The following is a 24,104-nucleotide window of genomic DNA, read 5'->3' as shown; positions in this document are numbered from 1 at the left end:
GCGCGGTGTTGGCTTAGCTGCCCTGCTTCTTCAGCGCGGCACCCAAAATATCGCCCAGCGAAGCGCCGGAATCGGTTGAGCCGTACTGAGCGACCGCTTCCTTCTCTTCGGCGATTTCCAGCGCCTTGATCGAGACCTGCAGCTTGCGGGTCTTCTTGTCGAAGGCGATGACGCGGGCGTCGACTTTCTGGCCGACGGTGAAGCGCTCGGGGCGCTGCTCGTCGCGGTCACGGCTGAGGTCGGAGCGCTTGATGAAGGTCTCGATGCCGCTGTCGACCAGCCGCACTTCCAGACCGCCATCCTTCACGCCGATAACCTCGCAGGTGACGACTGCGTTCTTGCGCAGTTCGCCTGACGTCGCTGCTTCGCCGACCGTGTCCTTGGCCAGCTGCTTGATGCCGAGCGAGATGCGCTCCTTGTCTATGTCGACGTCGAGCACCTGCGCCTTGACCATGTCACCGCGATTGTACTCCTCGATCACCTGCTCGCCCGGACGGGTCCAGTCGAGGTCGGAAAGGTGGACCATGCCGTCGACGTCGCCTTCGAGGCCGATGAACAGGCCGAACTCGGTCTTGTTCTTGACCTCGCCCTCCACCTGGCTTCCGACCGGATGGCTGCGCGCGAAGGCCTCCCACGGGTTTTCCAGAGTCTGCTTGAGGCCAAGCGAGATGCGGCGCTTGGCCGGATCGACTTCGAGCACCACCACGTCGACTTCCTGCGTCGTCGACAGGATCTTGCCGGGATGCACGTTCTTCTTGGTCCACGACATTTCCGAAACGTGGATGAGGCCTTCGATGCCCGGCTCCAGCTCGACGAACGCGCCGTAGTCGGTGATGTTGGTGACGGTACCCTTGATCTTCTTGCCGATCGGGAACTTGGTGCCGATCTCGGACCACGGATCGCTCTCGAGCTGCTTCATGCCGAGCGAGATGCGGTGGGTTTCCTGGTTGATGCGGATGATCTGCACCTTGACCGTCTGGCCGATATTGAGGATTTCGGTCGGATGATTGACGCGGCGCCATGCCATGTCGGTGACGTGCAGCAGGCCGTCGATGCCGCCGAGGTCGACGAACGCACCATAGTCGGTGATGTTCTTGACGACGCCTTCGACCACCTGGCCTTCTTCGAGATTCTGCACGATTTCCGAACGCTGTTCGGCGCGGCTCTCCTCGAGCACGGTGCGGCGCGACACCACGATGTTGCCGCGGCGGCGATCCATCTTGAGGATCTCGAAGGGCTGCGGGTTGTGCATCAGCGGCGAGACGTCGCGGATCGGGCGGATATCGACCTGGCTGCGCGGCAGGAAGGCCACGGCACCGTCGAGGTCGACGGTGAAGCCGCCCTTGACCTGGTTGAAGATGACGCCTTCGACGCGTTCGCCCTTGGTGAACTTCTCTTCGAGACGGACCCAGCTCTCTTCGCGGCGGGCCTTTTCGCGCGACAGCATGGCTTCGCCAAGCGCGTTCTCGATACGCTCGACATAGACCTCGACCGTGTCGCCGACCTTGAGGGTCGTGTCCTTGCCCTTGACGCCGAATTCCTTCAGCGGCACGCGGCCTTCGACCTTGAGGCCAACGTCGATGATGGCCATGTCCTTTTCAATGGCAGTGATGATGCCCTTGACGACCTGGCCTTCGCCGGAATGGCCGGCGGAAAATGATTCTTCGAGCAGGCTCGCGAAATCATCGCGAGTGGGGTTTGCAACTGACATAGTTTCTCCTGGAATGCCCCGCAATCTGTCGCGGGGCGGGCGCCGTGGGTTAGCGTTGCGTTGGCCTGCCGGCGTTCCGGGCAAAAAGCCCTTGGCCGCCCTTGAGCGGCAATTCCGGCGCATGAAGAATGCTGGCAGGCTGGTTCATACCCGATATGGGAATTCTTGTTGTCGCCGGCAATCGGCGGCGGCAGGAAAACCGGCTCAGGCTTCGTTTCTCTTGGCCAGGACGTTGTCGATGATCGCCTGAGCTGCCAGAAACGCGGCCTCTATAGCCATTTCCGACGTGTCGAGCAAGTGCGCATCGGCCGCCGGCTTCAAGGGCGCGTCCATGCGGCCCATGTCGCGCTCGTCGCGGCGCACGATATCGGCAAGGATTTCGTCGAAATTGGCAGTGCCGCCGATGCTCTCGATTTCATCCAGCCGCCGCTTTGCCCGCACCTCGGCACTGGCCGTGACATAGAGTTTTACGTCGGCATCGGGACAGACGACGGTGCCGATGTCGCGGCCGTCGAGCACCGCGCCAGGCGGTGTTCTTGCGAAGTCACGCTGTTTCTCGACCAGGATGCGCCGCACCGACGGGATCACTGCCACTTTCGAAGCCGCCTCGCCAACGGCGTGTGCCGAAAGCACTGCGCGGTCGAGCTTTGCCGGATCGACCTGCCGGGCCGCGGTTTCAGCGGCCGAAACATTGTCGAGCGGCAGGCCGAGCCGGAGCAGCGCATGCGCCACCGCGCGATAGGTAAGGCCGGTATCGAGCAGGTTCAACCGGTAATGGTCGGCGAGCCGTCGGGCGAGGGTGCCCTTTCCGGCACCGGCAGGGCCGTCGATGGCTATGGTGAAAGTTGAGGTCATTGGCCGCCCACCGGAATCGAAAAGCGCAATGATCCAGATAGGCGTTGCGATCCTTCGCGCCCTCCTCTGTCCTGCCGGACATCTCCCCCACTTGGGGGGAGATCGGCGGCCATCACGGCTTTCGCCAATTGTCTACGTCGCAGGATTGAGCGGAGCGCCGAAGCTGCCAATCTCCCTCCTTGTGGGGGAGATGTCCGGCAGGACAGAGGGGGGCGCTGTCCCGCCGACGTTCCAGTTTGGCCCCAACCCCCAAGGCTATTGATTGCTATCAAGCTACTCGATCTCCGCCCCAAGCCCTTTCATCAGACCCATGAATTCCGGAAAGCTGGTCGCGATCATCGCCTGGTCGTCGATGGTCACGGGCTTTTCCGTCGCCAGCCCCATAACCAGAAAACTCATGGCGATGCGGTGGTCGAGATGGGTCTGGACGATGGTGCCCTGTCCGTTGGGATGCTGGCCGAGGCCCTTGCCGCCGGGTTTTCCGCGCACGACAAGCGAGGCCTCGCCTTCGCTGCAGTCCACGCCGTTGAGCTTCAGCCCTTCGGCCACTGCCGACAGACGGTCGGATTCCTTCACCCGAAGTTCTTCCAGCCCGAGCATCAGCGTCTCGCCCTCGGCGAAGCTGGCCGCCACGGCAAGCACCGGATACTCGTCGATCATGGTCGGCGCCCGTTCGGGCGGCACGGTGACGCCTTTCAGCTCGGAGTAACGCACGCGCAGATCGGCAACATCCTCGCCGCCTTCGTTGCGCGGCTCGATTATATCGATCCGGCCGCCCATTTCCTGCAGCGTCAACAGAAGTCCAGTGCGGGTCGGGTTCATCAGCACGTTTTCGATTGTAATGTCCGAACCCGGCACGATCAGCGCCGCCACCAGCGGAAAGCCGGCCGAGGAGGGGTCGCCAGGCACCGCGATCGTCTGCCCCATGAGCTTGCCCTGGCCTTCGATGAAAATGTGGCGCACGCCGCGCTCGTCGGTCTCGGCCGACAAATTGGCGCCGAACCCCTTGAGCATTTTTTCGGTATGGTCGCGCGTCATAACCGGCTCGATGACGGTGGTGATGCCCGGCGTGTTCAGCCCAGCCAGCAGCACCGCCGACTTGACCTGTGCCGATGCCATCGGCACGCGGTAGGTGATCGGAGCGGCGTGCTTGGGCCCGTGCAGCGTGATCGGCATGCGGTCGCCGGGCGTCGCCTTCAGCACCTGCACGCCCATCTGGCGGAGCGGCTCGAGCACCCGGCCCATCGGCCGGCCGGACAGCGAGGCGTCGCCGATGAAGGTGGTTTCCATGTCATAGGTGCCGACCAGGCCCATAGTGAGGCGTGAGCCGGTGCCGGCATTGCCGAAATCGAGCGGGCCTTCCGGCTGCAGCAGCGCGCCGTTGCCGGTACCGCGGATCACCCACTCAGCGCCATGCTTCTCGATATGGGCGCCCATGGCCTTCATGGCAACGCCCGTACGCATCACATCCTCGCCTTCCAGCAGCCCGGTGATGCGGGTTTCGCCGGAGGCCAGGCCACCGAACATGAACGAGCGGTGCGAGATCGACTTGTCGCCCGGCACCCGTGCCGCGCCTGAAAGGCCAGATGATTTGCGGGCGGTGGCCTGCTTCGGGGCGGCAGTGTGCGACATGGTTCTTTCCTGGAAACGCCGGCGGCCGGCCATTTTCTGCTGGTTTGCGGGGTCTCCTATCATGGCGTGCCGAAATGGTCATCCCCTTGGTATGAAGGCCTTCGAATTCAAGCTTTTTGGGACGCCGGCTTTTCGCTTTGACAGCGCCGTAAACTCTGGTTAAGGGGACCAAACTTTCATCGACGAGGCTTGCTGTGGCAAAACCCGAACTTGGCACCAAACGCATCGACCCGGAGACAGGTCGAAAATTCTATGACTTGAACAAGGACCCGATCGTCTCGCCTTACACGGGCAAGAGCTATCCGCGCTCCTATTTCGAAGAAGGCAAGATCGCCGCCCTCGAGGAGGAAGAGGAAGTTGCCGAGAAGGAAGTGGACGCCGAGGAGGAAGAGGGCGTCGAGGTCGTCTCGCTCGAAGAGGCGGACGAGGACGCGAAGGCCGACGAGCTTCCCGATCTCGGCGATGACGAAGACGACGTTGACCTTGGCGATGACGAGGATGACACGTTCCTCGCCGACGAGGAGGAAGAAGACGACGACGTTGCCGACATGATCGGCGTCGGCGAAGACGACGACGAAGTCTGAGCGAACCGCATTCGCCGGCTTTCGCGGCGCTGCTTAGAAAAAGCGGTTCTTGAAGGCTTGATATTGACTGAAGGCGGGGTTAGAAGCCGCCTTCACTAACGGCGCGGTCTAGAACCCGCGCCGGATCTCTTCGCCGGAAACGGCGCCGGTGAACTGCCGGAGTGGGGCCATAGCTCAGTTGGGAGAGCGCTTGAATGGCATTCAAGAGGTCGTCGGTTCGATTCCGATTGGCTCCACCAGTTCTCTCCGCGAAAATCAGCAGAACGGCCGCCCCGCCCGCCGGGCTGGCCGCCGCCTATCGCAGAACCTAGCTGAGACTAGTTAATCGGCCGCCCGGCTTGGGCTCGCCGATCCATTCAGAAGTAATGAGCCCGTGCCCGGTCTGTGCATATTTCTGGCTGTGGTTTGAACCGCGAGCACCGGTCTGGACCAGGCCGCGGGCTGAAATGACCGCTGCGCAAAACTCCGTTACTTGTTGCAGTTCTGCATATCCGACGTCATAGCGCCGCTGGGTGTGTTGTTGTCGGTATCGCTGCCCGCCGTATCCTTGCAGCGATCCTCCATACCGTTTGTCTGCGGCGTGGTAGCGTTCGTTGCGTTCGGATCGATTGTGTTCGGGGTAGTTGCGCTGCCGGTCCCGGTGTTGCCGCCGGAAGTGCCTGTGTTGACGCCGGTATTGCCATCGGCGCTACCGGTCCCGGAGCCCATGGATTGTGCCATGGCAGATGTGGCCAGGCCGATAGCAAGTAGGGATGCAGAGAGAATTTTCATCATCTTAGTGTCTCCATCGAGTTGCATCGCTGGATCGCGATCTATACCAACGAGAGTTTTTTCGAGATGTTCCGTTGGGCAGAAATATTGATCGATACAATCATTATGGATCTTTGTTGCTCGTCGTTTCGTGAATGCGGCTGCGAAATTCCTGCCGCATAGCGGCAATTTCGTCTGGAACCAAATCGAGCATGCCGCGTTCTTGCGCTTGCGGGGAGTTGTGTCGGCCGCAGGGGACAGTTTCACCGGGACATTCAAGAAATCCGTGAGCTGGGAGGGGCGCTGTGAGCGTGCTTGCATCCACAAGGCAATTGGACCGTCGTCAAATACTGAACGCGCTGAAGGCTTTTCGGAGCGGTGATTTCTCCGTTCGTATCGACAATGTCTACGCCGGCCTTGATTCCGAGATCGCCGACACCTTCAACGAAATCGTAGAACTCAACGATCAGGTCACGCGCGAGTTCGAACGCCTCAGCAAGGTCGTCGGCAAGGATGGCCGGATCGGCGAACGCGGCCGTGTCCGCAACGCCACCGGCAGTTGGGAATCGAGCGTCCGTTCCGTCAACGATCTGATCGAGGACATGGTTCAGCCGACGGCCGAAGTGGCGCGCGTCATCGGCGCGGTGGCCAAGGGTGACCTGTCGCAGACGATGATGGTCGAAATCGACGGCCGGCAGCTGCGCGGCGAGTTTCTGCGCATCGGCAAGATCGTCAACACCATGGTCGGGCAACTGGCCTCCTTCGCCTCGGAAGTGACGCGCGTGGCGCGCGAGGTCGGCACCGAAGGCAAGCTGGGCGGCCAGGCTCGCGTGAAAGGTGTGGCCGGAACCTGGAAGGACCTGACCGACAACGTCAACGCCATGGCGACGAACCTGACCGGGCAGGTGCGCAACATCGCCGAGGTGACGACCGCCGTCGCTTCCGGCGACCTGTCGAAGAAGATTACCGTCGACGTGAAAGGCGAAATCCTCGAACTCAAGAACACCATCAACACGATGGTCGACCAGCTCAATTCCTTCGCCTCGGAAGTGACGCGCGTCGCGCGCGAAGTCGGTACAGAAGGCAAGCTCGGCGGTCAGGCGCGCGTCGAAGGTGTCGGCGGCACCTGGAAGGACCTGACCGACAACGTGAACCTGATGGCCGAAAATCTGACAGGCCAGGTGCGCAATATCGCCGAGGTGACCACGGCCGTGGCGCTTGGCGACCTGTCGAAGAAAATCACGGTCGACGTCAAGGGCGAGATCCTCGAACTGAAATCGACCATCAACACCATGGTCGACCAGCTGAACTCATTTGCCGGCGAAGTGACGCGTGTCGCCCGCGAGGTCGGCACCGAGGGCAAGCTCGGCGGCCAGGCTCAGGTGCGCGGCGTCGCCGGCACCTGGAAGGACTTGACCGACAACGTCAATTCGATGGCCGAGAACCTGACCGGCCAGGTCCGCAACATCGCCGAGGTGACGACTGCGGTCGCTTCGGGCGACTTGTCGAAGAAGATCACCGTCGCCGTGCAGGGCGAAATCCTCGAGCTCAAGGACACCATCAACACGATGGTCGACCAGCTCAATTCCTTCGCCTCGGAAGTGACGCGTGTGGCGCGCGAGGTCGGAACCGAAGGCAAGCTCGGCGGCCAGGCCGAGGTGAAGGGCGTCGGCGGCACCTGGAAGGACCTGACCGATAACGTCAACCTGATGGCCGCCAACCTGACCGGCCAGGTCCGCAACATCGCCGAGGTGACGACCGCCGTTGCCCGCGGCGACCTGTCGAAGAAGATCACCGTCGACGTCAAGGGCGAAATCCTCGAGCTCAAGGACACCGTCAACACGATGGTCGATCAGCTCAATTCCTTCGCCTCGGAAGTGACGCGTGTGGCGCGCGAAGTGGGGTCGGAGGGCAAGCTCGGCGGTCAGGCGCATGTCGAGGGCGTCGGCGGCACCTGGAAAGATTTGACCGACAACGTCAATGCCATGGCCGGCAATCTGACCGTGCAATTACGCGACGTCTCCAAGGTAGCAACCGCGATTGCGACCGGCGACCTGACCCAGAAGATCACCGTCGATGCATTGGGCGAGATCCTGCAGATCAAGGACGTCATCAATACGATGGTCGACCAGCTGAATTCCTTCGCCTCCGAGGTGACGCGCGTGGCGCGCGAAGTCGGTTCGGACGGCAAGCTCGGCGGCCAGGCGCAGGTGCGCGGCGTTGCCGGTACCTGGAAAGACCTGACCGACAACGTCAATGCGATGGCCGCCAATCTGACCGGCCAGGTGCGCAACATCGCCGAGGTGACGACGGCAGTGGCGCTGGGCGACCTGTCGAAGAAGATCACCGTCGATGTGCGCGGCGAGATCCTCGAGCTGAAGGACACCATCAATACGATGGTCGACCAGCTGAATTCCTTTGCCTCGGAGGTGACGCGCGTGGCGCGCGAGGTCGGCACCGAAGGCAAGCTCGGCGGCCAGGCGCAGGTGCGCGGCGTTGCCGGCACTTGGAAGGATCTGACCGACAATGTGAATTCGATGGCCGAGAACCTGACCGGCCAGGTCCGCAACATCGCCGAGGTGACCACCGCTGTGGCGCGCGGCGACCTGTCGAAGAAGATCACCGTCGACGTCAAGGGCGAGATCCTGGAGCTGAAATCGACGATCAACACCATGGTCGACCAGCTGAACTCCTTTGCCGGCGAAGTGACGCGTGTCGCCCGCGAGGTCGGCACCGAGGGCAAGCTCGGCGGCCAGGCGCGGGTCGAGGGCGTCGCCGGCACCTGGAAGGACCTGACCGACAACGTCAATCTGATGGCGACGAACCTGACCAACCAGGTGCGCGGCATCGCCGATGTCGTGACCGCGGTCGCGCAAGGCAATCTCAAGCGCAAGCTGACGGTCGATGCCAAGGGCGAGATCGCCTCGCTCGCCGACACCATCAACGGCATGATCGAGACGCTGGCGACCTTCGCCGACCAGGTGACCAACGTCGCCCGCGAAGTGGGCATCGAAGGCAAGCTCGGCGGCCAGGCCCGGGTGCCCGGCGCTGCCGGCCTTTGGCGCGACCTGACCGACAACGTCAATCAGCTCGCGGCCAACCTGACCACCCAGGTGCGCGCCATCGCCGAGGTGTCGACGGCGGTGACCAAGGGCGATCTGACCCGCTCGATCAGCGTCCAGGCCTCCGGCGAGGTGGCGGCGCTGAAAGACAACATCAACGAGATGATCCGCAATCTGAAGGACCAGACGCTGAAGAATGCCGAGCAGGACTGGCTGAAGACCAATCTCGCCCGCTTCTCGCGCATGCTGCAGGGCGAGCGTGACCTGGCCACGGTCTCGCGCCTCATCATGTCCGAACTCGCCCCGCTGGTGAATGCGCAATATGGCGTGTTCTATGTGACCAACCGCGACGAGGATGAATTCTATCTGGAGCTCGCCGCCTCCTATGGCGCCGAAAGCAAGGCGGAAATCAAGCAACGCCTCGATCTGCGTGAAGGGCTTGTCGGGCAGAGTGCCGCCGACAAGCGCGCCATCATGCTGGACAATGTGCCGCCGAATTTCCTGCGCGTTACCTCCGGCCTTGGCAATGCCGCGCCGGCGAACGTGATCATTCTTCCGGCTCTGTTCGAGGACGAGGTGAAGGCCGTCATCGAACTCGCCTCGTTCAGCGAATTCCGCGACACGCACCAGTCCTTCCTCAACCAGCTGATGGAATCCGTCGGCATCGTTCTCAACACCATCGCCGCCACCATGCGTACCGAAGGCCTGCTCAAGCAGTCGCAGCTGCTGACCTCGGAATTGCAGGCGCGTCAGACCGAACTGACCAAGAAGCAGGAGGAGCTGCACGCCACCAACGAGGAGCTGCAGGAAAAGGCGCAGCTGCTCGAGAACGAAAAGAAGCAGGTGGAGAACAAGAACCTGGAAATCGAGATGGCGCGGCGGGCGCTGGAGGAGAAGGCCGAGCAGCTGGCGCTTACCTCGAAATACAAGTCGGAATTCCTCGCCAATATGAGCCACGAACTGCGCACGCCGCTGAACTCGCTGCTCATCCTTTCAAACCTGCTCGCAACCAACCAGCAGGGCAATCTCAACGACAAGCAGGTCGAGTTCGCGCGCACCATCAATTCGGCCGGCACCGACCTTTTGAGCCTGATCAACGACATCCTCGACCTGTCGAAGATCGAATCGGGCACCGTCTCGATCGACATCAACGACATGCCGGTGGTGCATCTTCGCCAGCACATGGAGCGAACCTTCCGGCAACTGGCGACCGACAAGGGACTTGGCTTCACCATCAACGTCGATCCCGAGCTTCCGGAGACCGTCCGCACCGACGAGAAGCGATTGCAGCAAATCGTGCTCAACCTTTTGTCGAACGCGTTCAAGTTCACCTCGCAAGGCGAGGTCCGCTTGAATTTCCGGGCCGAAAAGGCGGGCCGTCACAACGGTTCGGCGCAACCCATGGAGGCGCTCGCGATCGTCGTCAGCGATACCGGCATCGGTATTCCGCAGGACAAGCAGAAGCTGATCTTCGAAGCCTTCCAGCAGGCCGACGGCACCACAAGCCGCAAATATGGCGGCACTGGGCTTGGGCTTTCGATCAGCCGGGAGATTGCCCGGCTGCTTGGCGGCGAATTGAGGGTCGAGAGCACGCCGGGCAAGGGTTCGACGTTCACTCTGGTCATTCCATTCGACGGACCCCGGATGGCCTTGGCCCCGCAAGCGGCGTTGCTGCCGGCGATGGAGGTGGCCGCGACGACGGCGCAGCCGAGCCCGCCGTCCTCCGAATTGCTCGATGACCGCGACACGATCTCGTCGGAAGATCGGGTCGTGCTGATCGTGGAGGACGACCCGACCTTCGGCGGTTTGCTGCTCGGCCTTGCACGTTCGGCCGGGCTGAAAGGCGTCCTGTCGACCGCGGGCTCCGGCACGCTGGCTTTGGCACGCAAGCTGGTTCCCGACGCGATTACGCTCGATCTCGGACTGTCGGATATCGACGGCTGGGTGCTGTTCGATCTGCTTCGCCATGACCCGAAAACCAAGGACATTCCCGTTCATGTCATCTCGGGCGCCGAAGACATCGAGGTGCTTGCCCGCAAGGGTGCATCCAGCATTTCAACCAAGCCCGTATCGTCGGACGAACTGATGAAGGTCTTCCAGGATATTCATTCCAGAAAGCTCCGCGTCCAGAGCCGCGTCCTGATTGCCGATCCCGATCCCGAGCGCCGCCTTTCGCTGATCGAGGCGATCCGCGACGGCGTCACCTCGGTCACCGCGATCGGCCGCGTCGCCGCGAATGCGGACGATATCGGCATCGCCAACTATGATGCCGTTGTGCTCGGCTTTGGCCGCTCGGCCAAGGACAACGCCCAGATGCTGGATGAGATTGCCGTCCTGTTCGGACAGTCGGTGTCGCGGCTGCTGTTCTTTGCGCCTCATCCGGAAGCGCTGCAACAGTCGCTCGCCTTGCATCCGGCATTGGCGGACGTTCCGCGGGCGGAGAATTTCGCGCAGCTGGCTCTCCTGATATCCGCGACGCTCCCGGGGCGAGGCCACGACAACAATAGTGCGGCAGCCGAACAGCCGGACAAGTTCGACCTCGCCGGCGCAAAGGTCCTCATCGTCGACGACGACATCCGCAACATCTATTCACTCACCAGCGTTCTCGAGACCTATGACATCCAGGTGCTGCATGCGGAGCGTGGCCGGGAAGGTATCGCGCTTCTGGAGCAGAGCCCGGACATCGATGCGGCACTGATCGATATCATGATGCCGGAAATGGATGGCTACGAGACGATGCGGCAGATCCGCAGCATGCCGGCGATCGCCCATATCCCGTTGATCTCGGTCACAGCCAAGGCAATGAAGGGCGACCGGCAGAAGTGCCTCGACGCCGGCGCCTCCGACTACATCGCCAAGCCTGTCGACCTTGATCTGCTGCTGGCATTGCTGCGTGTCTGGATCGGCCGTTCGCGATCCCGTGTTCATGGTCCGGAAAAGACGCTCATGGCAGTGAACTGACGGCCGCTCGATGCAGAAACTGTCGAGAAACGGAGCAAGGAAGCTGGAGGTTATGGCGCCGGCAGCAGGGCCGGCAAAGGCGCGCATCCTGGCCGTGGATGACGACGAGCGCAATCTGCTGGCGATCGGCGAGGTTCTGGCCCCTATCGGTGAAGTCGTCTGCGTGCAGTCGGGCGAAGAGGCGTTGCGCGCACTGCTGAAGGAGGATTTCGCAGTCATCCTGCTGGATGTGCTGATGCCCCGGCTGGATGGCTACGAGACCGCGGGATTGATCCGCCAGCGCGAGCAATCCAGGCGAACGCCGATAATTTTTCTCACCGCCATCAACAAGGAAGACGCGCACATGCTGCGCGGCTACGACGCCGGCGCGGTCGATTACGTGTTCAAGCCTTTCGACCCGGCCATGCTGCGTTCCAAGGTCGCCGTGTTCGTCGAACTTCATGAGAAGACGCTGGAAATCCAGCAAAAGGCGGCTGCCGAGCAACGGCTGCTGGCCCAGGCACTGCAGGCGCAGAAGGAAAAGCTCGAGGCCGAGCGAGCCCTGCGCAGCGCCCAGGAGCGGCAGCATGCCATTTTGAGCTCTCTTCCGGTCTGCTTCCACGCAAGGGCGGCGGAGCCGCCGTTCGGCGCCAGCTTTGTCACCGAAGGGGTCGAACGCCTGACCGGCTTTCCTCCCGAACGCCTGACATCCGATCCAGGCTTCGGCCTGAGCCGGGTTCATCCCGACGATCTGCCGAGAGTGAGGGAGGTCCTGCTCGCAGCCAAGGCCGCCGGCTCCTACACCTGCGAATTCCGCTGGCAATGCGCCGACGGCAATTACCGGATTTTTCTCGACCAGGGCGTCCTGTCGAATGGCTCCGACGGCAAAGAGCCTGAGATCCTCGGCACGTTGCTGGACGTTACCGAGCGGCGCGAGCTTGAGAACCAGCTGCTGCAATCGCAGCGCCTCGACGCGATCGGCAAGCTTACCGGCGGGCTGGCGCATGATTTCAACAATCTGCTTGCCGCAATTCTCAGCGGATTGGGATTGCTCGAGCGCCACGCCGAGTTCGATGGACAGACCAGGCAGGTTCTGGAACTGACACGCCGGTCGGCAAAACAAGGCGCCGAGCTCGTCAACCGCATGCTTGCGTTCTCGCGCCGCCAGACGCTGAGGCCGCAGGCCGTGCGCCTCGCCGCGCTCGGCGATACAATGAACGGGTTGGTGGCCCCGGTCCTGGGCGGCCTGATCCGTTTCGATTGGCTTGTCGACGACACTGTGTGGCCGGCGCATATCGATGCCAGCCAGCTGGAGCTCGCGCTGATGAACCTGGTCTTCAACGCGCGCGATGCCATGCCGTCCGGCGGCACGATAATCGTGGAGGCGCAAAATCGAACGCTAGGCCGTGCAGCCGAGGATATTTCGGCGGGCGACTATGTCGTGGTCACCGTCAAGGACACCGGGTCGGGCATACCGGCTGACATTCTCGCCAAGGTCGTCGAACCGTTCTTCACCACAAAACCGGTCGGCAAGGGCACTGGCCTCGGTCTGAGCACGGTGCATGGTTTCGTCAAGCAATCGGGCGGCACGCTTCGCATGGAAAGCACCGTCGGCAGTGGAACATCCGTCCAGCTCTGGCTGCCGCGTTCAATCGAGCGTCCGGTCGAAATCCCCGAGAAATCCGATGCCGACGACAGCGTCGTGAATGCCGGCGAGGACTATCCATCGGTCCTGCTGATCGACGACAGCAACGTACTGCGGGAACTGACGGCGCAATCGCTTCGCCAACACGGCTTTGCGGTTACCTGTGCCGCGGGCGGTGCCGAAGCGCTGGCGATGATCGAGCGCGCGCCGTACGATTTCGATGTCATCGTCACCGATTTTGCCATGCCGCTCGTCTCGGGCCTGGAGGTCATTCGGTTCGCCCGCAATCTGCGGGCCGATTGGCCGGCGGTGATGATAACCGGATATGCCGATGCCGACGCGATCGCCGGCCGGCCCCCCGACGTGCCGCTGCTCGGCAAACCGCTGCGCGACAAGGATCTGGTGGAGAGCATTCTTGCAGCGGCCGCGCGCGCCGGCTCGCAGAAAGCCAGGCAGGCCCAGCCGGTGAAAGGCGGGTACCGGTTTTCGACCTGAGGAGACAAGCCTCATCGAATCGAAACGGTACGTTCCGTATCCTCGATCGTCCGCGACATCCAGCCTGAGCGCAACACGGAGCGCCGGCCATGCCGCGCTCGACGGGCTGTGATGCGATTGATAAGCCCTCTCCGCAAGGAGAGTCGAGACATGACCGTTGCGATCGAGATGGGCCAGACGAGCGCAGGCGCCCCGGCGGCGCTGGATCTCGAGGAGCTGCTGGCGACCCGCCTTTTGGTGCAGGGCAATTCGGGCTCCGGCAAGTCCCACCTGCTGCGCCGGCTCTTGGAGCAGAGCGCGCCCTGGGTGCAGCAGACCATCATCGACCCCGAAGGCGACTTCGTGACGCTGGGCGACCGTTTCGGCCACCTGGTGATCGACGCCGAGGAGCATACCGAGCGCGGCCTGCAGAGCGCCGGCGAGCGGGCGCGCATCCACCGCGTCTCCACGGTGCTCAATCTCGAGGGGCTCGACGCCGAGAACCAGATGCGGCGCGCCGCCGCCTTTCTCGGCGGGCTTTTCGAGGTCGCCCGCGACCACTGGTACCCGATGCTGGTGGTGGTTGACGAAGCGCAGCTGTTCGCGCCGGCTGTCGCCGGCGAGGTTTCCGACGAGGCGCGCAAGCTCTCGCTCGGCGCCATGACCAATTTGATGTGCCGCGGCCGCAAACGCGGGCTGGCCGGCATCATCGCCACCCAGCGGCTGGCCAAGCTTGCCAAGAACGTCGCGGCCGAGGCTTCCAATTTCCTCATGGGCCGGACCTTTCTCGATATCGACATGGCGCGCGCCGCCGACCTGCTCGGCATGGAGCGGCGCCAGGCGGAGGCTTTTCGCGACCTCGAGCGCGGGCAATTCATGGCGCTCGGCCCGGCGCTGTCGCGCCGTCCGCTGGGCTTGCGAATCGGCCCGACCGATACAAGTCCGCGCAACGCGACCCCGCGCCTGATGCCGCTGCCGGAATCGGCGTTGGAGGACGCGCGCGCGATCATCCTGGCGGCCCCGCCGCCCGAAACCGTCCGGCCGCAGCGCCGGTCGTCGCCGGACCTGCTCGACCAGCTGATGGCGGCGAAATCGGCGGCGCTGGAAATCCGCCCCGAAGCGGTGGAGCCGCCGATCAGCGCCGAGGATTTGGCGGAGCGCCGCGAGCGCGTCGACCGGGTGCTGCGCGCCGTGCTGGCGCAACCCGATGCCGGCTTCCGGGTCATCGGCGTGCTTTATCAGGAGTTCGTGGTCCGCTGCCGCATCGAGGGCCTCGCCTCGGTCGTGCCGGACCTGCCGGAGTTCCGCCGCATGCTGACCCGCGCCCGCGCCGGCCTCGGCTCCGACATGGCAGGCGATGACGCTTGGCAGGACGTCTCGGCGCGCGCCTCGCTGCTCCCCGAGGACATGCAAGGCGTGTTCATGATGATCGCCCGCGCCGCCAAGGAGGGCTGGCCCTGCCCGAGCGACGCGGCGATCGCCCGCGCCTACGGCTCGCACTCGCTACGCCGCGCCCGGCGCCTGCTGATATATATCGAGGAGCAGGGGCTGATCGTCTGCCAGCTCGACGGGGTTGGAAGGCGGACGGTGACGCTGGTGGAGCTCGCCTGGGCGACCGCGCCGGGCGATCCCAATGCAGAGGACGCGGAGCAGGGGAGGTTGGTGGTGTAAGGGCTGACGCGGTTTGGGCGAAAGCTGACGTCGCTCAACATCAGCAAGCGCCAGAGTGTTCATCGCCGAACCAGTACTCAGACGTCGCGTTTGGGGCCGATAGCGAAATGGCGGCTTTAACGTTTGAAGAAGGATTGCGGACGTTCAGCCCGACGGGACCAAGGTCTGTTCCCAGGTCTAGCCGCCCCCTCTCAATGGCATCCCCGGACCGCCTGGTGGATCTGCATCGCAAGTGGCGGGTGGCGGGGCAGCCACAGGGTGGACATTTCAGCCCACATCGAAAATGATCATGTTGCCATGCACAACACTGTAGTGCTCTGATTTCGACGAAAAGCCTGAGCGTAGAAGCGGATCAATCGACCTCCGGGTCCAGCGAGCGAGGACGCAAATGGACACCCAAGAGAATGGGCAATTGCATCGCGACGCGGACGGGCGACCCTGTCGATCGGCCGGCTGGCTTACCCGCGCCGCCGTGTCGGCGGCATTCCTGCTCGGCATGGCTTTCAGCAGCACTGCGTTTGCGCAGGACCAACAGTTACCCGTGGTGACGGCGGCCAAGCCGGTGGTCCGTGAAATCGTCGAAGACGACGAGTTCGTCGGGCGCTTCGAAGCCCTCGACCAGGTCGCCATCCGTTCGCGCGTCAGCGGCTATCTGGACAAGGTCAGCTTCCAGGACGGCGCACTGGTCAACAAGGGCGACCTGCTCTTCACCATCGATCAGCGTCCGTACCAGGCGGCTTATGATGCCGCCAAGTCGCAAGTGGACGTCGCCAAGAGTCTGCTCGAATTCTCCAAGATGCAGCTGGATCGCGCCGACGAACTCGCCAAGACCGGCAATATCTCAACCGCGACGGTCGACGACCGCCGGCGGGAATACCTTTCGGCGCAGGCGCAGATGCAGGGCGCGACGGCTGCGCTGACGACGGCCAGACTGAACATGGAATTCACCGAAATCAAGGCGCCCTTGTCCGGCCGCATCGACCGCCGGCTGGTGTCGGTCGGCAACCTCGTGCAGCCGGATTCCACCTTGCTGACGACCATCGTTACGCGCGATCCGATCGACTTCTATTTCGACGTCGATGAGCGCCTGTATTTCAGCTACGCCCGCGACGCGAAGGAGCGCGGCGGCAGCATGCAGGAAGGCGCCGGCGGGCTTGAGGTGGTGGTTCGCGTCGCCGACCGCGCGGAGGCGGTATTCAAAGGCAAGCTCGATTTTGCCGAGAACCGGATCGACAACGCGACCGGCACCATGCGGGTGCGTGCAAGGTTTCCCAACGCCGACGGCATTCTCCAGCCAGGCATGTTCGGGCGCATCAACGTGCCGGGGTCGCTGCCGCATAGCGGCGTGCTGGTGCCCGACGAGGCGATCGGCGCCGATCAGGATCGCCGCATCGTGTTCCTGGTGGATGAGGCCGGGATGGTGTCGGCGAAGCCCGTGCGCACCGGCCCGCTTCTCGACGGCTACCGGGTGATCCGCCAGGGCCTGACCGGCGATGAGACGATCATCGTCAACGGGCTGATGCACGCCAGGCCCGGCACCAAGGTCAAGGTCGAGATGGTGACGTTGCCGCCCAGGGCCGAGACCGCCGAGTTGCAGCAATGAGGTTCGCACATTTCTTCGTCGACCGTCCGATCTTCGCATCGGTCGTTTCGATCGTCCTGCTGATCCTCGGCGGGATTGCTTATACCCAGCTGCCGGTCGCGCAATATCCCGAGATCGCGCCGCCGACCATCGTCGTTCGCGCCCAGTATCCGGGCGCCGACGCCGAGACGGTCGCAGCGACGGTGGCAACGCCGATCGAGCAGGAGATCAACGGCGTCGAGGGCATGCTCTACATGTCGTCCTATTCGTCGGGCGACGGGGCGATGGCGCTGACCATCACCTTCAAGCTGGGCACCGATCTCGACCAGGCGCAGGTGCTGGTGCAGAACCGCGTGTCGGTCGCCGAGCCACGCCTGCCCGAAGAAGTCCGCCGCCTCGGCATCACCACCACCAAGACCTCGCCCGACCTGATGATGGTCGTGCACATGCTGTCGCCCGACAATACCTACGACCAACTCTACGTCTCGAACTACGCCCGCTCGCGGGTGCGCGACATATTGCTCAGACTAGACGGCGTCGGCGACCTCATCATCTTCGGCGAACGCGAATATTCGCTGCGCATCTGGCTCGATCCGGAAAAACTGTCCGCCCTGGGGATGACCTCGGGCGATGTGGTGCAGGCGCTGCGCGACCAGAATGTCCAGGTGTCGGGCGGCTCGATCGGCGCGCCGCCGACCAGCACCGGCACGGCGTTCCAGTACACGGTCACAACGCAAGGCCGCTTCAACGACGCACGCGACTTCCGATACGTGATCGTCAAATCGACCGACGACGGCCGCCTGATCTCGCTCCAGGACGTGGCGCGCATCGAGCTCGGCGCCAAGGATTACGTCACCAACTCCTATCTCAACGGCAAACCGGCGGTGGCGCTCGCCATCTTCCAGCGGCCGGGCACCAATGCGCTCGCCGCAGCCGCGGAGATCCAGGACAAGATGAAGGAGCTTTCCCGCGACTTCCCGAAGGGGTTGAGCTACGACATCGTCTACAATCCGACCGAGTTCGTCGCCGAGTCGATCCAGGAGGTCTACAAGACGATCCTCGAGGCGATGCTGCTGGTCATCATCGTCATCATCGTCTTCCTGCAATCGTGGCGCATGGCGATCGTGCCGATCGTGGCGATTCCCGTGTCGCTGATCGGCACGCTGGCGGTACTTTACGCCGCCGGCTTCTCGCTCAACATGCTGACGCTGTTCGGCCTCGTTCTGGCGATCGGCATCGTCGTCGACGATGCGATCGTCGTGGTCGAAAACGTCGAGCGCAATATCGCCAGAGGGCTGGCGCCCAGTCCGGCGTCGCACCTGACCATGGACGAAGTCGGAACGGCCGTCATCGCGATCTCGCTGGTGCTGATAGCCGTGTTCGTGCCGACAGCCTTCATCCCCGGCATTTCTGGGCAGTTCTATCTGCAGTTTGCTATCACCATCGCGGTGTCGACGGCGATCTCGGCATTCAATTCGCTGACGCTTTCGCCGGCGCTGGCCGCACTGCTGTTCAAGCCGCATCACGCCGCGGCGGCGCCGCCGCGCTTTTTCCTGGCGCGGTTCGGACGGGCGCTCGCCGACGGCTTCAATCGCGGCTTCGACAGGGTCGCCCATTGGTATTCGAGCATTATCCGCGTGCTGGTCGGCTCGTGGATAACGATGGCCGCCATGCTGGCCGTTTTCGCGGCCCTCATCTACGCCACGGTCTACATGGTGCAGGCGGTGCCGCGCGGTTTCATTCCGTCGCTTGACCAGGGCTATGCGATCGTCGTCGTCCAGTTGCCGGACGGCGCTTCGCTGTCGAGGACCGATTCGGTCATCCAGCAGGCGTCGCAGATCATCCAGAAAACGCCAGGCGTCGATTACGCTGTCGCCTTCGCCGGCTTCTCCGGCGCGACCTTCACCAACGCCAGCAACGCGGGCGTGATCTTCGCCAGGTTCAAGCCGTTTGACGAGCGACTGAAAGCCGGCCAGTCGGCGACCCAGGTCATCGGCAATCTGTTCGGCAGCCTGCAAAGCATCAAGGAAGCCTTCATTATCGCACTGCCACCGCCGCCGATCCGCGGCGTCGGCAATGCCGGCGGCTTCAAGCTGCAGATCCAGGAGCGCAACAGCGCCGACATGCGGCAGATCCTGGCGCTTGCCTACGAAATCGCCGGCAAGGCCAACAAGACGCCGGGGCTGACGGGCGTGTTCACCACCTTCTCCGCGTCGAGCCCGCAATTCTTCCTGGCGATCGATCGCGACAAGGCGCGCATCCTGAACGTGCCGATCCCCAACATCTTCGAGACGCTGTCGATCAATTTGGGCACCGCCTACGTCAACGACTTCAACGCGTTCGGGCGCGTCTACCAGGTGCGGGCGCAGGCCGACCAGGCGTTCCGCCTCGATCGCGCCGACATCTTGAAACTGAAGGTGCGCTCGGCGACCGGCGCGCTGGTTCCGCTCGGCACGTTGATCGAGATCCGCGACGTCACCGGCCCGGCGCTGGTCCAGCGCTACAACATGTACGTCTCAGTGCCGCTGCAGGGCAACGCCGCGCCCGGCGTTTCCACGGGCGACGCGCTGGCATTGATGGAAGGGATCACGGCAAAGACGCTGCCGGCCGGTACCTCCTATGAATGGACCGAACTCGCCTATCAGGAGCGCAACACCGGCAATGCCGCTGTCTATATCTTCGGACTGTCGGTGCTGTTCGTGTTCCTGGCGCTGGCGGCGCAATATGAAAGCTGGGTGCTGCCGTTCGCCATTGTGCTGGTGGTGCCGCTCGGCGTGCTCGCGGCGTTGCTCGGCGTGTCTTTCCGAGGGCTCGACAACAACATCCTCGTGCAGATCGGCCTCATCGTGCTGATCGGGCTTGCCGCGAAGAACGCGATCCTGATCGTCGAATTCGCGCGGCAGGCGCAGGAACGCGGGCTGTCGGCCGCCGAGGCTGCCGTCGAAGCCTGCCGGCTCAGGCTGCGGCCGATCCTGATGACCGCCTTCTCGTTCATCCTCGGCGTCGTGCCGCTGATGATCGCAACGGGACCGGGCGCAGAAATGCGCCAGTCGCTCGGCACCGCGGTATTCTCCGGCATGCTCGGCGTCACCTTCGTCGGCCTGTTCCTGACGCCGGTGTTCTACGTCACGCTCAGGTCGCTGTTTTCACGGCGCAAGCCCCGTGCCGAGGCCGAACCTTCGGGGCCGGCAGAGGCGCCATCGGAGACGGCCGCCGAGTAGGGTTACGAATTCGCCGCGCGAGCGCGGTTATCACTCCAGAAAATCGGCGCGGCGCGGCAACGGCTACGATCTGCGCAACCTCGGCGTCGAGGTGCCGCGGAGACCCTGCTCGGTCTGATCCAGCCTGACAGCCGCATCCAGTTCAGCGAGACGATGCCGGGCGGAGAGGCCAATGCGATCTTCTATCTGGTCGACCAGGCGGGGCTTGAGGGCGCAACCGCGACCTCCGGAGTCCTCGCTTGCGATGTCTGCTTCCGCCCGACGCGATCACCGTGCGCCGACAGACCTGCAGGCAGCCGATCAGGCGGGTGCGGCGCCCGCGGCGTCAACTTCGTGGCGCCGGCCGTCGTCCAATTCCTCAGGCGGCGCCTGGACGCCGGCTTTGTTTCCGTGAATCTCGCCATGCCGCATTGCACAATCGTCTCGCCTGCGCAAAATGCGGCATGATCCGCAAATCCCTCACTGTTCTGGTGATCGATGAAAACCACATCCGCGCTTCGATAATCGAAGCGGGATTGCGGGAGGCCGGGCATCAGCAGGTCACGGTCATCCACGACGTCGCCGGCATCGCGCGGCGGATCGCCGAGATCGAACCCGACGTGATCGTCATCGATCTCGAAAATCCCAACCGCGACATGCTCGAAAACATGTTCCAGCTTTCGCGCGTGGTGAAGCGGCCGATCGCCATGTTCGTCGACCGCTCGGATCAGGCTTCGATCGAAGCTGCGGTGGAAGCGGGGGTATCGGCCTATGTCGTCGACGGCCTGCGCCAGGAGCGGGTCAAGCCGATCCTCGACATGGCGATCAGCCGCTTCAACGCCTTCTCGCGCATGGCGCGCGAACTGGAAGAAGCCCGCAGCGAGTTGGAGAGCCGCAAGGTGATCGATCGCGCCAAGGGCATCCTGATGAAATCGCGCGGCCTGTCGGAGGACGCGGCCTACACGCTGCTGCGCAAGACAGCCATGAACCAGAACCGCAAGATCGCCGAAATCGCGCAGAGCCTGGTGACGGCGGCAGGGCTTCTGGATCCCGAGGAGAGTTGAGAATGGCGGCCGAGCACCGGATCAATGCTGGCTTCATGCCGCTCTTCGACAGCGCCATCCTTGTCGCGGCGAAGGAAATCGGCTTTGCTTTGCGCGAAGGCATCGACCTCACCCTCAACCGGGAAACGTCCTGGGCCAACATCCGCGACCGCATCGCCATCGGCCACTTCGATCTGGCGCACATGCTGGGGCCGATGCCGATCGCCTGCAATCTGGGGCTGACGCCGCTCGCCTCCGACACGGTCGTGCCGTTCTCGCTCGGCCTCGGCGGCAATTGCGTGACGGTTTCAAACGCGGTCTGGGCCGGCATGGCCGCGCACGGCGCCCAACCCGATCTCGATCCGGCGCGGGCCGGCAAGGCATTGCGAGCGCTGATTCGCGAACGGGCGAATGGCGGCGGCGATCCGCTGCGCTTCGCCGTCGTCCATCCGCATTCCGGGCACAATTACGAATTGCGCTACTGGCTCGCCGCCTGCGGCATCGACCCGTCGCGTGAAATCGAGATCGTCATCGTGCCGCCCCCCTTCATGGCCGACGCGCTCGCCGCCGGCAGGATCGACGGCTACTGCGTCGGCGAACCTTGGAACAGTGCCGCGGTCGTCGCCGGCACCGGCCGCATCGCCACGGTCAAGGCGGCCATCTGGAAGACCAGCCCGGAGAAAGTCGTTGGCGTGCGCAAGGCATGGGCGGAAAGAGAGCCGGACGCGCTTTCAGCCCTGCTGCGTGCGCTTCATCACGCGGCGCGCTGGTGCCAGGATCCGGCAAACCGTGACGAACTCGCGGCCCTGATGGCGCAGCCGGCCTTCCTCGGGCTTGCGCCGGCGCTGCAGATGCCGATTCTCAGCGGGCATCTGGCGCTCGGCGGCGGCGCCGAACTCACCGTCGGTGACTTCTTTCTGCCCTTCAACAAGGCGGCGAACTTCCCGTGGAAGAGCCATGCGCTGTGGTTCTACACGCAGATGGTGCGCTGGGGGCATGTCCCGCACACGCCGGAAAACCTCGCTATTGCCCGCGACTGCTACCGCCCCGATCTCTACCGCTCGGCGTTGAAGCCGCTTGGCGTGGCGCTTCCCGGTGCCAATGCCAAGGTCGAGGGCGCGCTGAAGGCCGCGACTCCGGTCGGTTCGGCGGGGGCAAGCCTGGTGCTCGGTCCCGATGGCTTCTTCGATGGCCAGATATTCGATCCCGACGAGATCGACGCCTACATTGCCGGCCAGAAATTGGCGCGCGCTGAGGCCTGATCATTTCTCCGGCATTCTTGTGCGCTGCACAAAAAATGTGCGTGCAACTGCGCTAATGAACAATCCTTGGCTTGCTCGCCCAGCGGCCCGGCGCGCCGAAGATTGTGGCATGCCGTTGATCTCATTGATGTTTGTCACCCATTCCGAAACTGGCACGGTTCCTGCTTTGTAATAGGCAGACTCTTCTCGGGTCACGGAATAGGCGTCCAATGGCGGGCGCTACAGGCAAAGCTGCCGCTCAGGTCAACACGCGATCCCGGATGGACGGACGCGCGCGGCCTGGCCGGCGGCTTTTTTTGTTTTGGTCGAACACGCAATCGACGGCGCCGATCCCAAGCCGCGCCCAACCGGAGATGACGATGACGAAAAGCACCAATAGCCATTCCGCCCAAACGGCGATCAGCCGCCGGGATTTCCTGAGGATCAGCGCGGCCACCGCGGCAACGCTGGCCGCGGCGCGTGCGCTGCTGCCCTCCGGCGCCTATGCGGCGCCCGCCGCGCCGGAAGTCACCGGCGCCAAGCTCGGCTTCATCGCATTGACTGATGCAGCACCGTTGATGATCGCCAAGGAGAAAGGCCTGTTCGAGAAATTCGGCATGCCCGATGTCGAGGTGCTCAAGCAGGCCTCCTGGGGGGCGACGCGCGATAATCTGGTGCTCGGCGGCGAAGCCAACGGCATTGACGGCGCCCATATCCTGACGCCGATGCCTTATCTGATGCACACCGGCAAGGTGACGCAAAACAAGCAGCCACTGCCGATGGCGATCGTGGCGCGGCTCAACTACGACTGCCAGGGCATTTCCGTCGCCCAGGAATATGCCGGCACCGGCGTCGGCCTCGACGCCTCCAAGCTGAAGGACGCCTTCGCTGCGAAAAAGGCCGCAGGCAAGGAGGTGAAGGCCGCCATGACCTTCCCGGGCGGCACGCACGATCTTTGGCTGCGCTACTGGCTGGCTGCCGGCGGCATCGATCCCGACAAGGACGTCTCGACCATCGTCGTGCCGCCGCCGCAGATGGTCGCCAACATGAAGGTCGGCAACATGGACGTGTTCTGTGTCGGCGAGCCGTGGAACGAGCAACTCGTCCACCAGAGCGTCGGCTTCACCGCCGCCACCACCGGCGAACTGTGGAAGGGCCATCCGGAAAAGGCGCTCGGCCTGCGCGCCGCCTTTATCGACAAGTACCCGAACGCCACCAAGGCGATCCTGATGGCCGTCATGGAAGCCCAGCAATGGTGCGAGGCAAAAGAAAACAAGGACGAGATGGCCGCCATCATCGGCAAGCGGCAGTGGATGAACGTGCCGACTGCCGACATCATCGGCCGCCTCAAGGGCGACATCAACTACGGCAATGGCCGCGTCGCCAACGGCACCGACCTCTATATGAAGTTCTGGAAGGGCGGCGTGTCCTATCCCTTCAAGAGCCACGACAGCTGGTTCCTCGCCGAAAATATCCGCTGGGGCAAGTTCGCGCCGACCACCGACATCAAAGCACTGGTCGGCCAAGTAAACCGTGAGGATCTGTGGCGCGAGGCGGCCAAGGATCTTGGTGTCGCCGCGGCCGATATTCCGGCGTCTACGTCGCGAGGCACTGAAACCTTCTTCGACGGCAAGATATTCGATCCGGAGAACCCGTCGGCCTATCTCGACAGCCTGAGAATCAAGGTGTCGGCCTGAGCCTGACAGGGATGCGC

General features: G+C 63.5%; 13 protein-coding genes and 1 tRNA gene. 10 read left to right on the top strand and 4 right to left on the bottom strand.

Annotation, left to right across the window (positions count from 1 at the left end; genetic code table 11):
* Positions 1–13: 13 nt before the first annotated feature.
* From rpsA to aroA, 3 genes are all read right to left on the bottom strand, one after another.
* On the bottom strand, positions 14–1,711 hold the full coding sequence (rpsA, locus tag NKH93_RS09350; RefSeq protein ID WP_023676278.1) for a 30S ribosomal protein S1: 1,698 nt from the start codon (positions 1,709–1,711) through the stop codon (positions 14–16).
* Positions 1,712–1,915: 204 nt separating this feature from the next.
* Positions 1,916–2,566 (bottom strand): (d)CMP kinase, encoded by a 651-nt coding sequence (gene cmk, locus NKH93_RS09345; RefSeq protein ID WP_352969996.1) that lies wholly within the window; start codon positions 2,564–2,566, stop codon positions 1,916–1,918.
* 273 nt (positions 2,567–2,839) lie between these two features.
* Positions 2,840–4,198, bottom strand: coding sequence for a 3-phosphoshikimate 1-carboxyvinyltransferase (gene aroA, locus NKH93_RS09340; protein ID WP_352969994.1), 1,359 nt, complete (start codon positions 4,196–4,198; stop codon positions 2,840–2,842).
* 194 nt (positions 4,199–4,392) lie between these two features.
* On the opposite strand from aroA, the gene NKH93_RS09335 reads away from it, so the two are divergent.
* Positions 4,393–4,782 (top strand): TIGR02300 family protein, encoded by a 390-nt coding sequence (locus NKH93_RS09335; protein WP_023676282.1) that lies wholly within the window; start codon positions 4,393–4,395, stop codon positions 4,780–4,782.
* Between the two features lie 163 nt (positions 4,783–4,945).
* Positions 4,946–5,021 (top strand) — tRNA-Ala (locus NKH93_RS09330).
* Between the two features lie 229 nt (positions 5,022–5,250).
* On the opposite strand, the gene NKH93_RS09325 is transcribed toward NKH93_RS09330, so the two are convergent.
* Complete coding sequence (locus NKH93_RS09325; protein WP_352469899.1) at positions 5,251–5,799, bottom strand: hypothetical protein; 549 nt, start codon at positions 5,797–5,799, stop codon at positions 5,251–5,253.
* A gap of 44 nt (positions 5,800–5,843) precedes the next feature.
* On the opposite strand from NKH93_RS09325, the gene NKH93_RS09320 reads away from it, so the two are divergent.
* The 8 genes from NKH93_RS09320 (at position 5,844) to NKH93_RS09285 (ending at position 24,087) form a co-directional block, all read left to right on the top strand.
* Positions 5,844–11,555: a HAMP domain-containing protein gene (locus tag NKH93_RS09320; RefSeq protein ID WP_352501159.1), complete on the top strand. Its 5,712-nt coding sequence runs from the start codon at positions 5,844–5,846 to the stop codon at positions 11,553–11,555.
* 52 nt (positions 11,556–11,607) lie between these two features.
* Positions 11,608–13,674: a PAS domain-containing hybrid sensor histidine kinase/response regulator gene (locus tag NKH93_RS09315; RefSeq protein ID WP_352969991.1), complete on the top strand. Its 2,067-nt coding sequence runs from the start codon at positions 11,608–11,610 to the stop codon at positions 13,672–13,674.
* 150 nt (positions 13,675–13,824) lie between these two features.
* Positions 13,825–15,324 (top strand): helicase HerA domain-containing protein, encoded by a 1,500-nt coding sequence (locus NKH93_RS09310; protein ID WP_352813848.1) that lies wholly within the window; start codon positions 13,825–13,827, stop codon positions 15,322–15,324.
* Between the two features lie 496 nt (positions 15,325–15,820).
* A complete protein-coding gene (locus tag NKH93_RS09305) occupies positions 15,821–16,927 on the top strand; it encodes an efflux RND transporter periplasmic adaptor subunit (protein ID WP_352470181.1) in 1,107 nt (368 codons plus the stop codon).
* Positions 16,924–20,127, top strand: a complete 3,204-nt coding sequence (locus tag NKH93_RS09300; protein WP_352540391.1) for an efflux RND transporter permease subunit — start codon at positions 16,924–16,926, stop codon at positions 20,125–20,127. The genes NKH93_RS09305 and NKH93_RS09300 overlap by 4 nt, the downstream gene beginning before the upstream one ends.
* Before the next feature lie 443 nt (positions 20,128–20,570).
* Complete coding sequence (locus NKH93_RS09295; protein WP_023676288.1) at positions 20,571–21,170, top strand: ANTAR domain-containing response regulator; 600 nt, start codon at positions 20,571–20,573, stop codon at positions 21,168–21,170.
* A gap of 2 nt (positions 21,171–21,172) precedes the next feature.
* Positions 21,173–22,411 (top strand): CmpA/NrtA family ABC transporter substrate-binding protein, encoded by a 1,239-nt coding sequence (locus NKH93_RS09290; protein WP_352681461.1) that lies wholly within the window; start codon positions 21,173–21,175, stop codon positions 22,409–22,411.
* A gap of 359 nt (positions 22,412–22,770) precedes the next feature.
* A complete protein-coding gene (locus tag NKH93_RS09285) occupies positions 22,771–24,087 on the top strand; it encodes a CmpA/NrtA family ABC transporter substrate-binding protein (protein ID WP_352969988.1) in 1,317 nt (438 codons plus the stop codon).
* Positions 24,088–24,104 lie beyond the last annotated feature (17 nt).

The organism is Mesorhizobium sp. M0954 (assembly GCF_040319155.1).
Lineage (GTDB): Bacteria > Pseudomonadota > Alphaproteobacteria > Rhizobiales > Rhizobiaceae > Mesorhizobium.
This window is presented reverse-complemented; position numbering and strand designations above follow the sequence as displayed.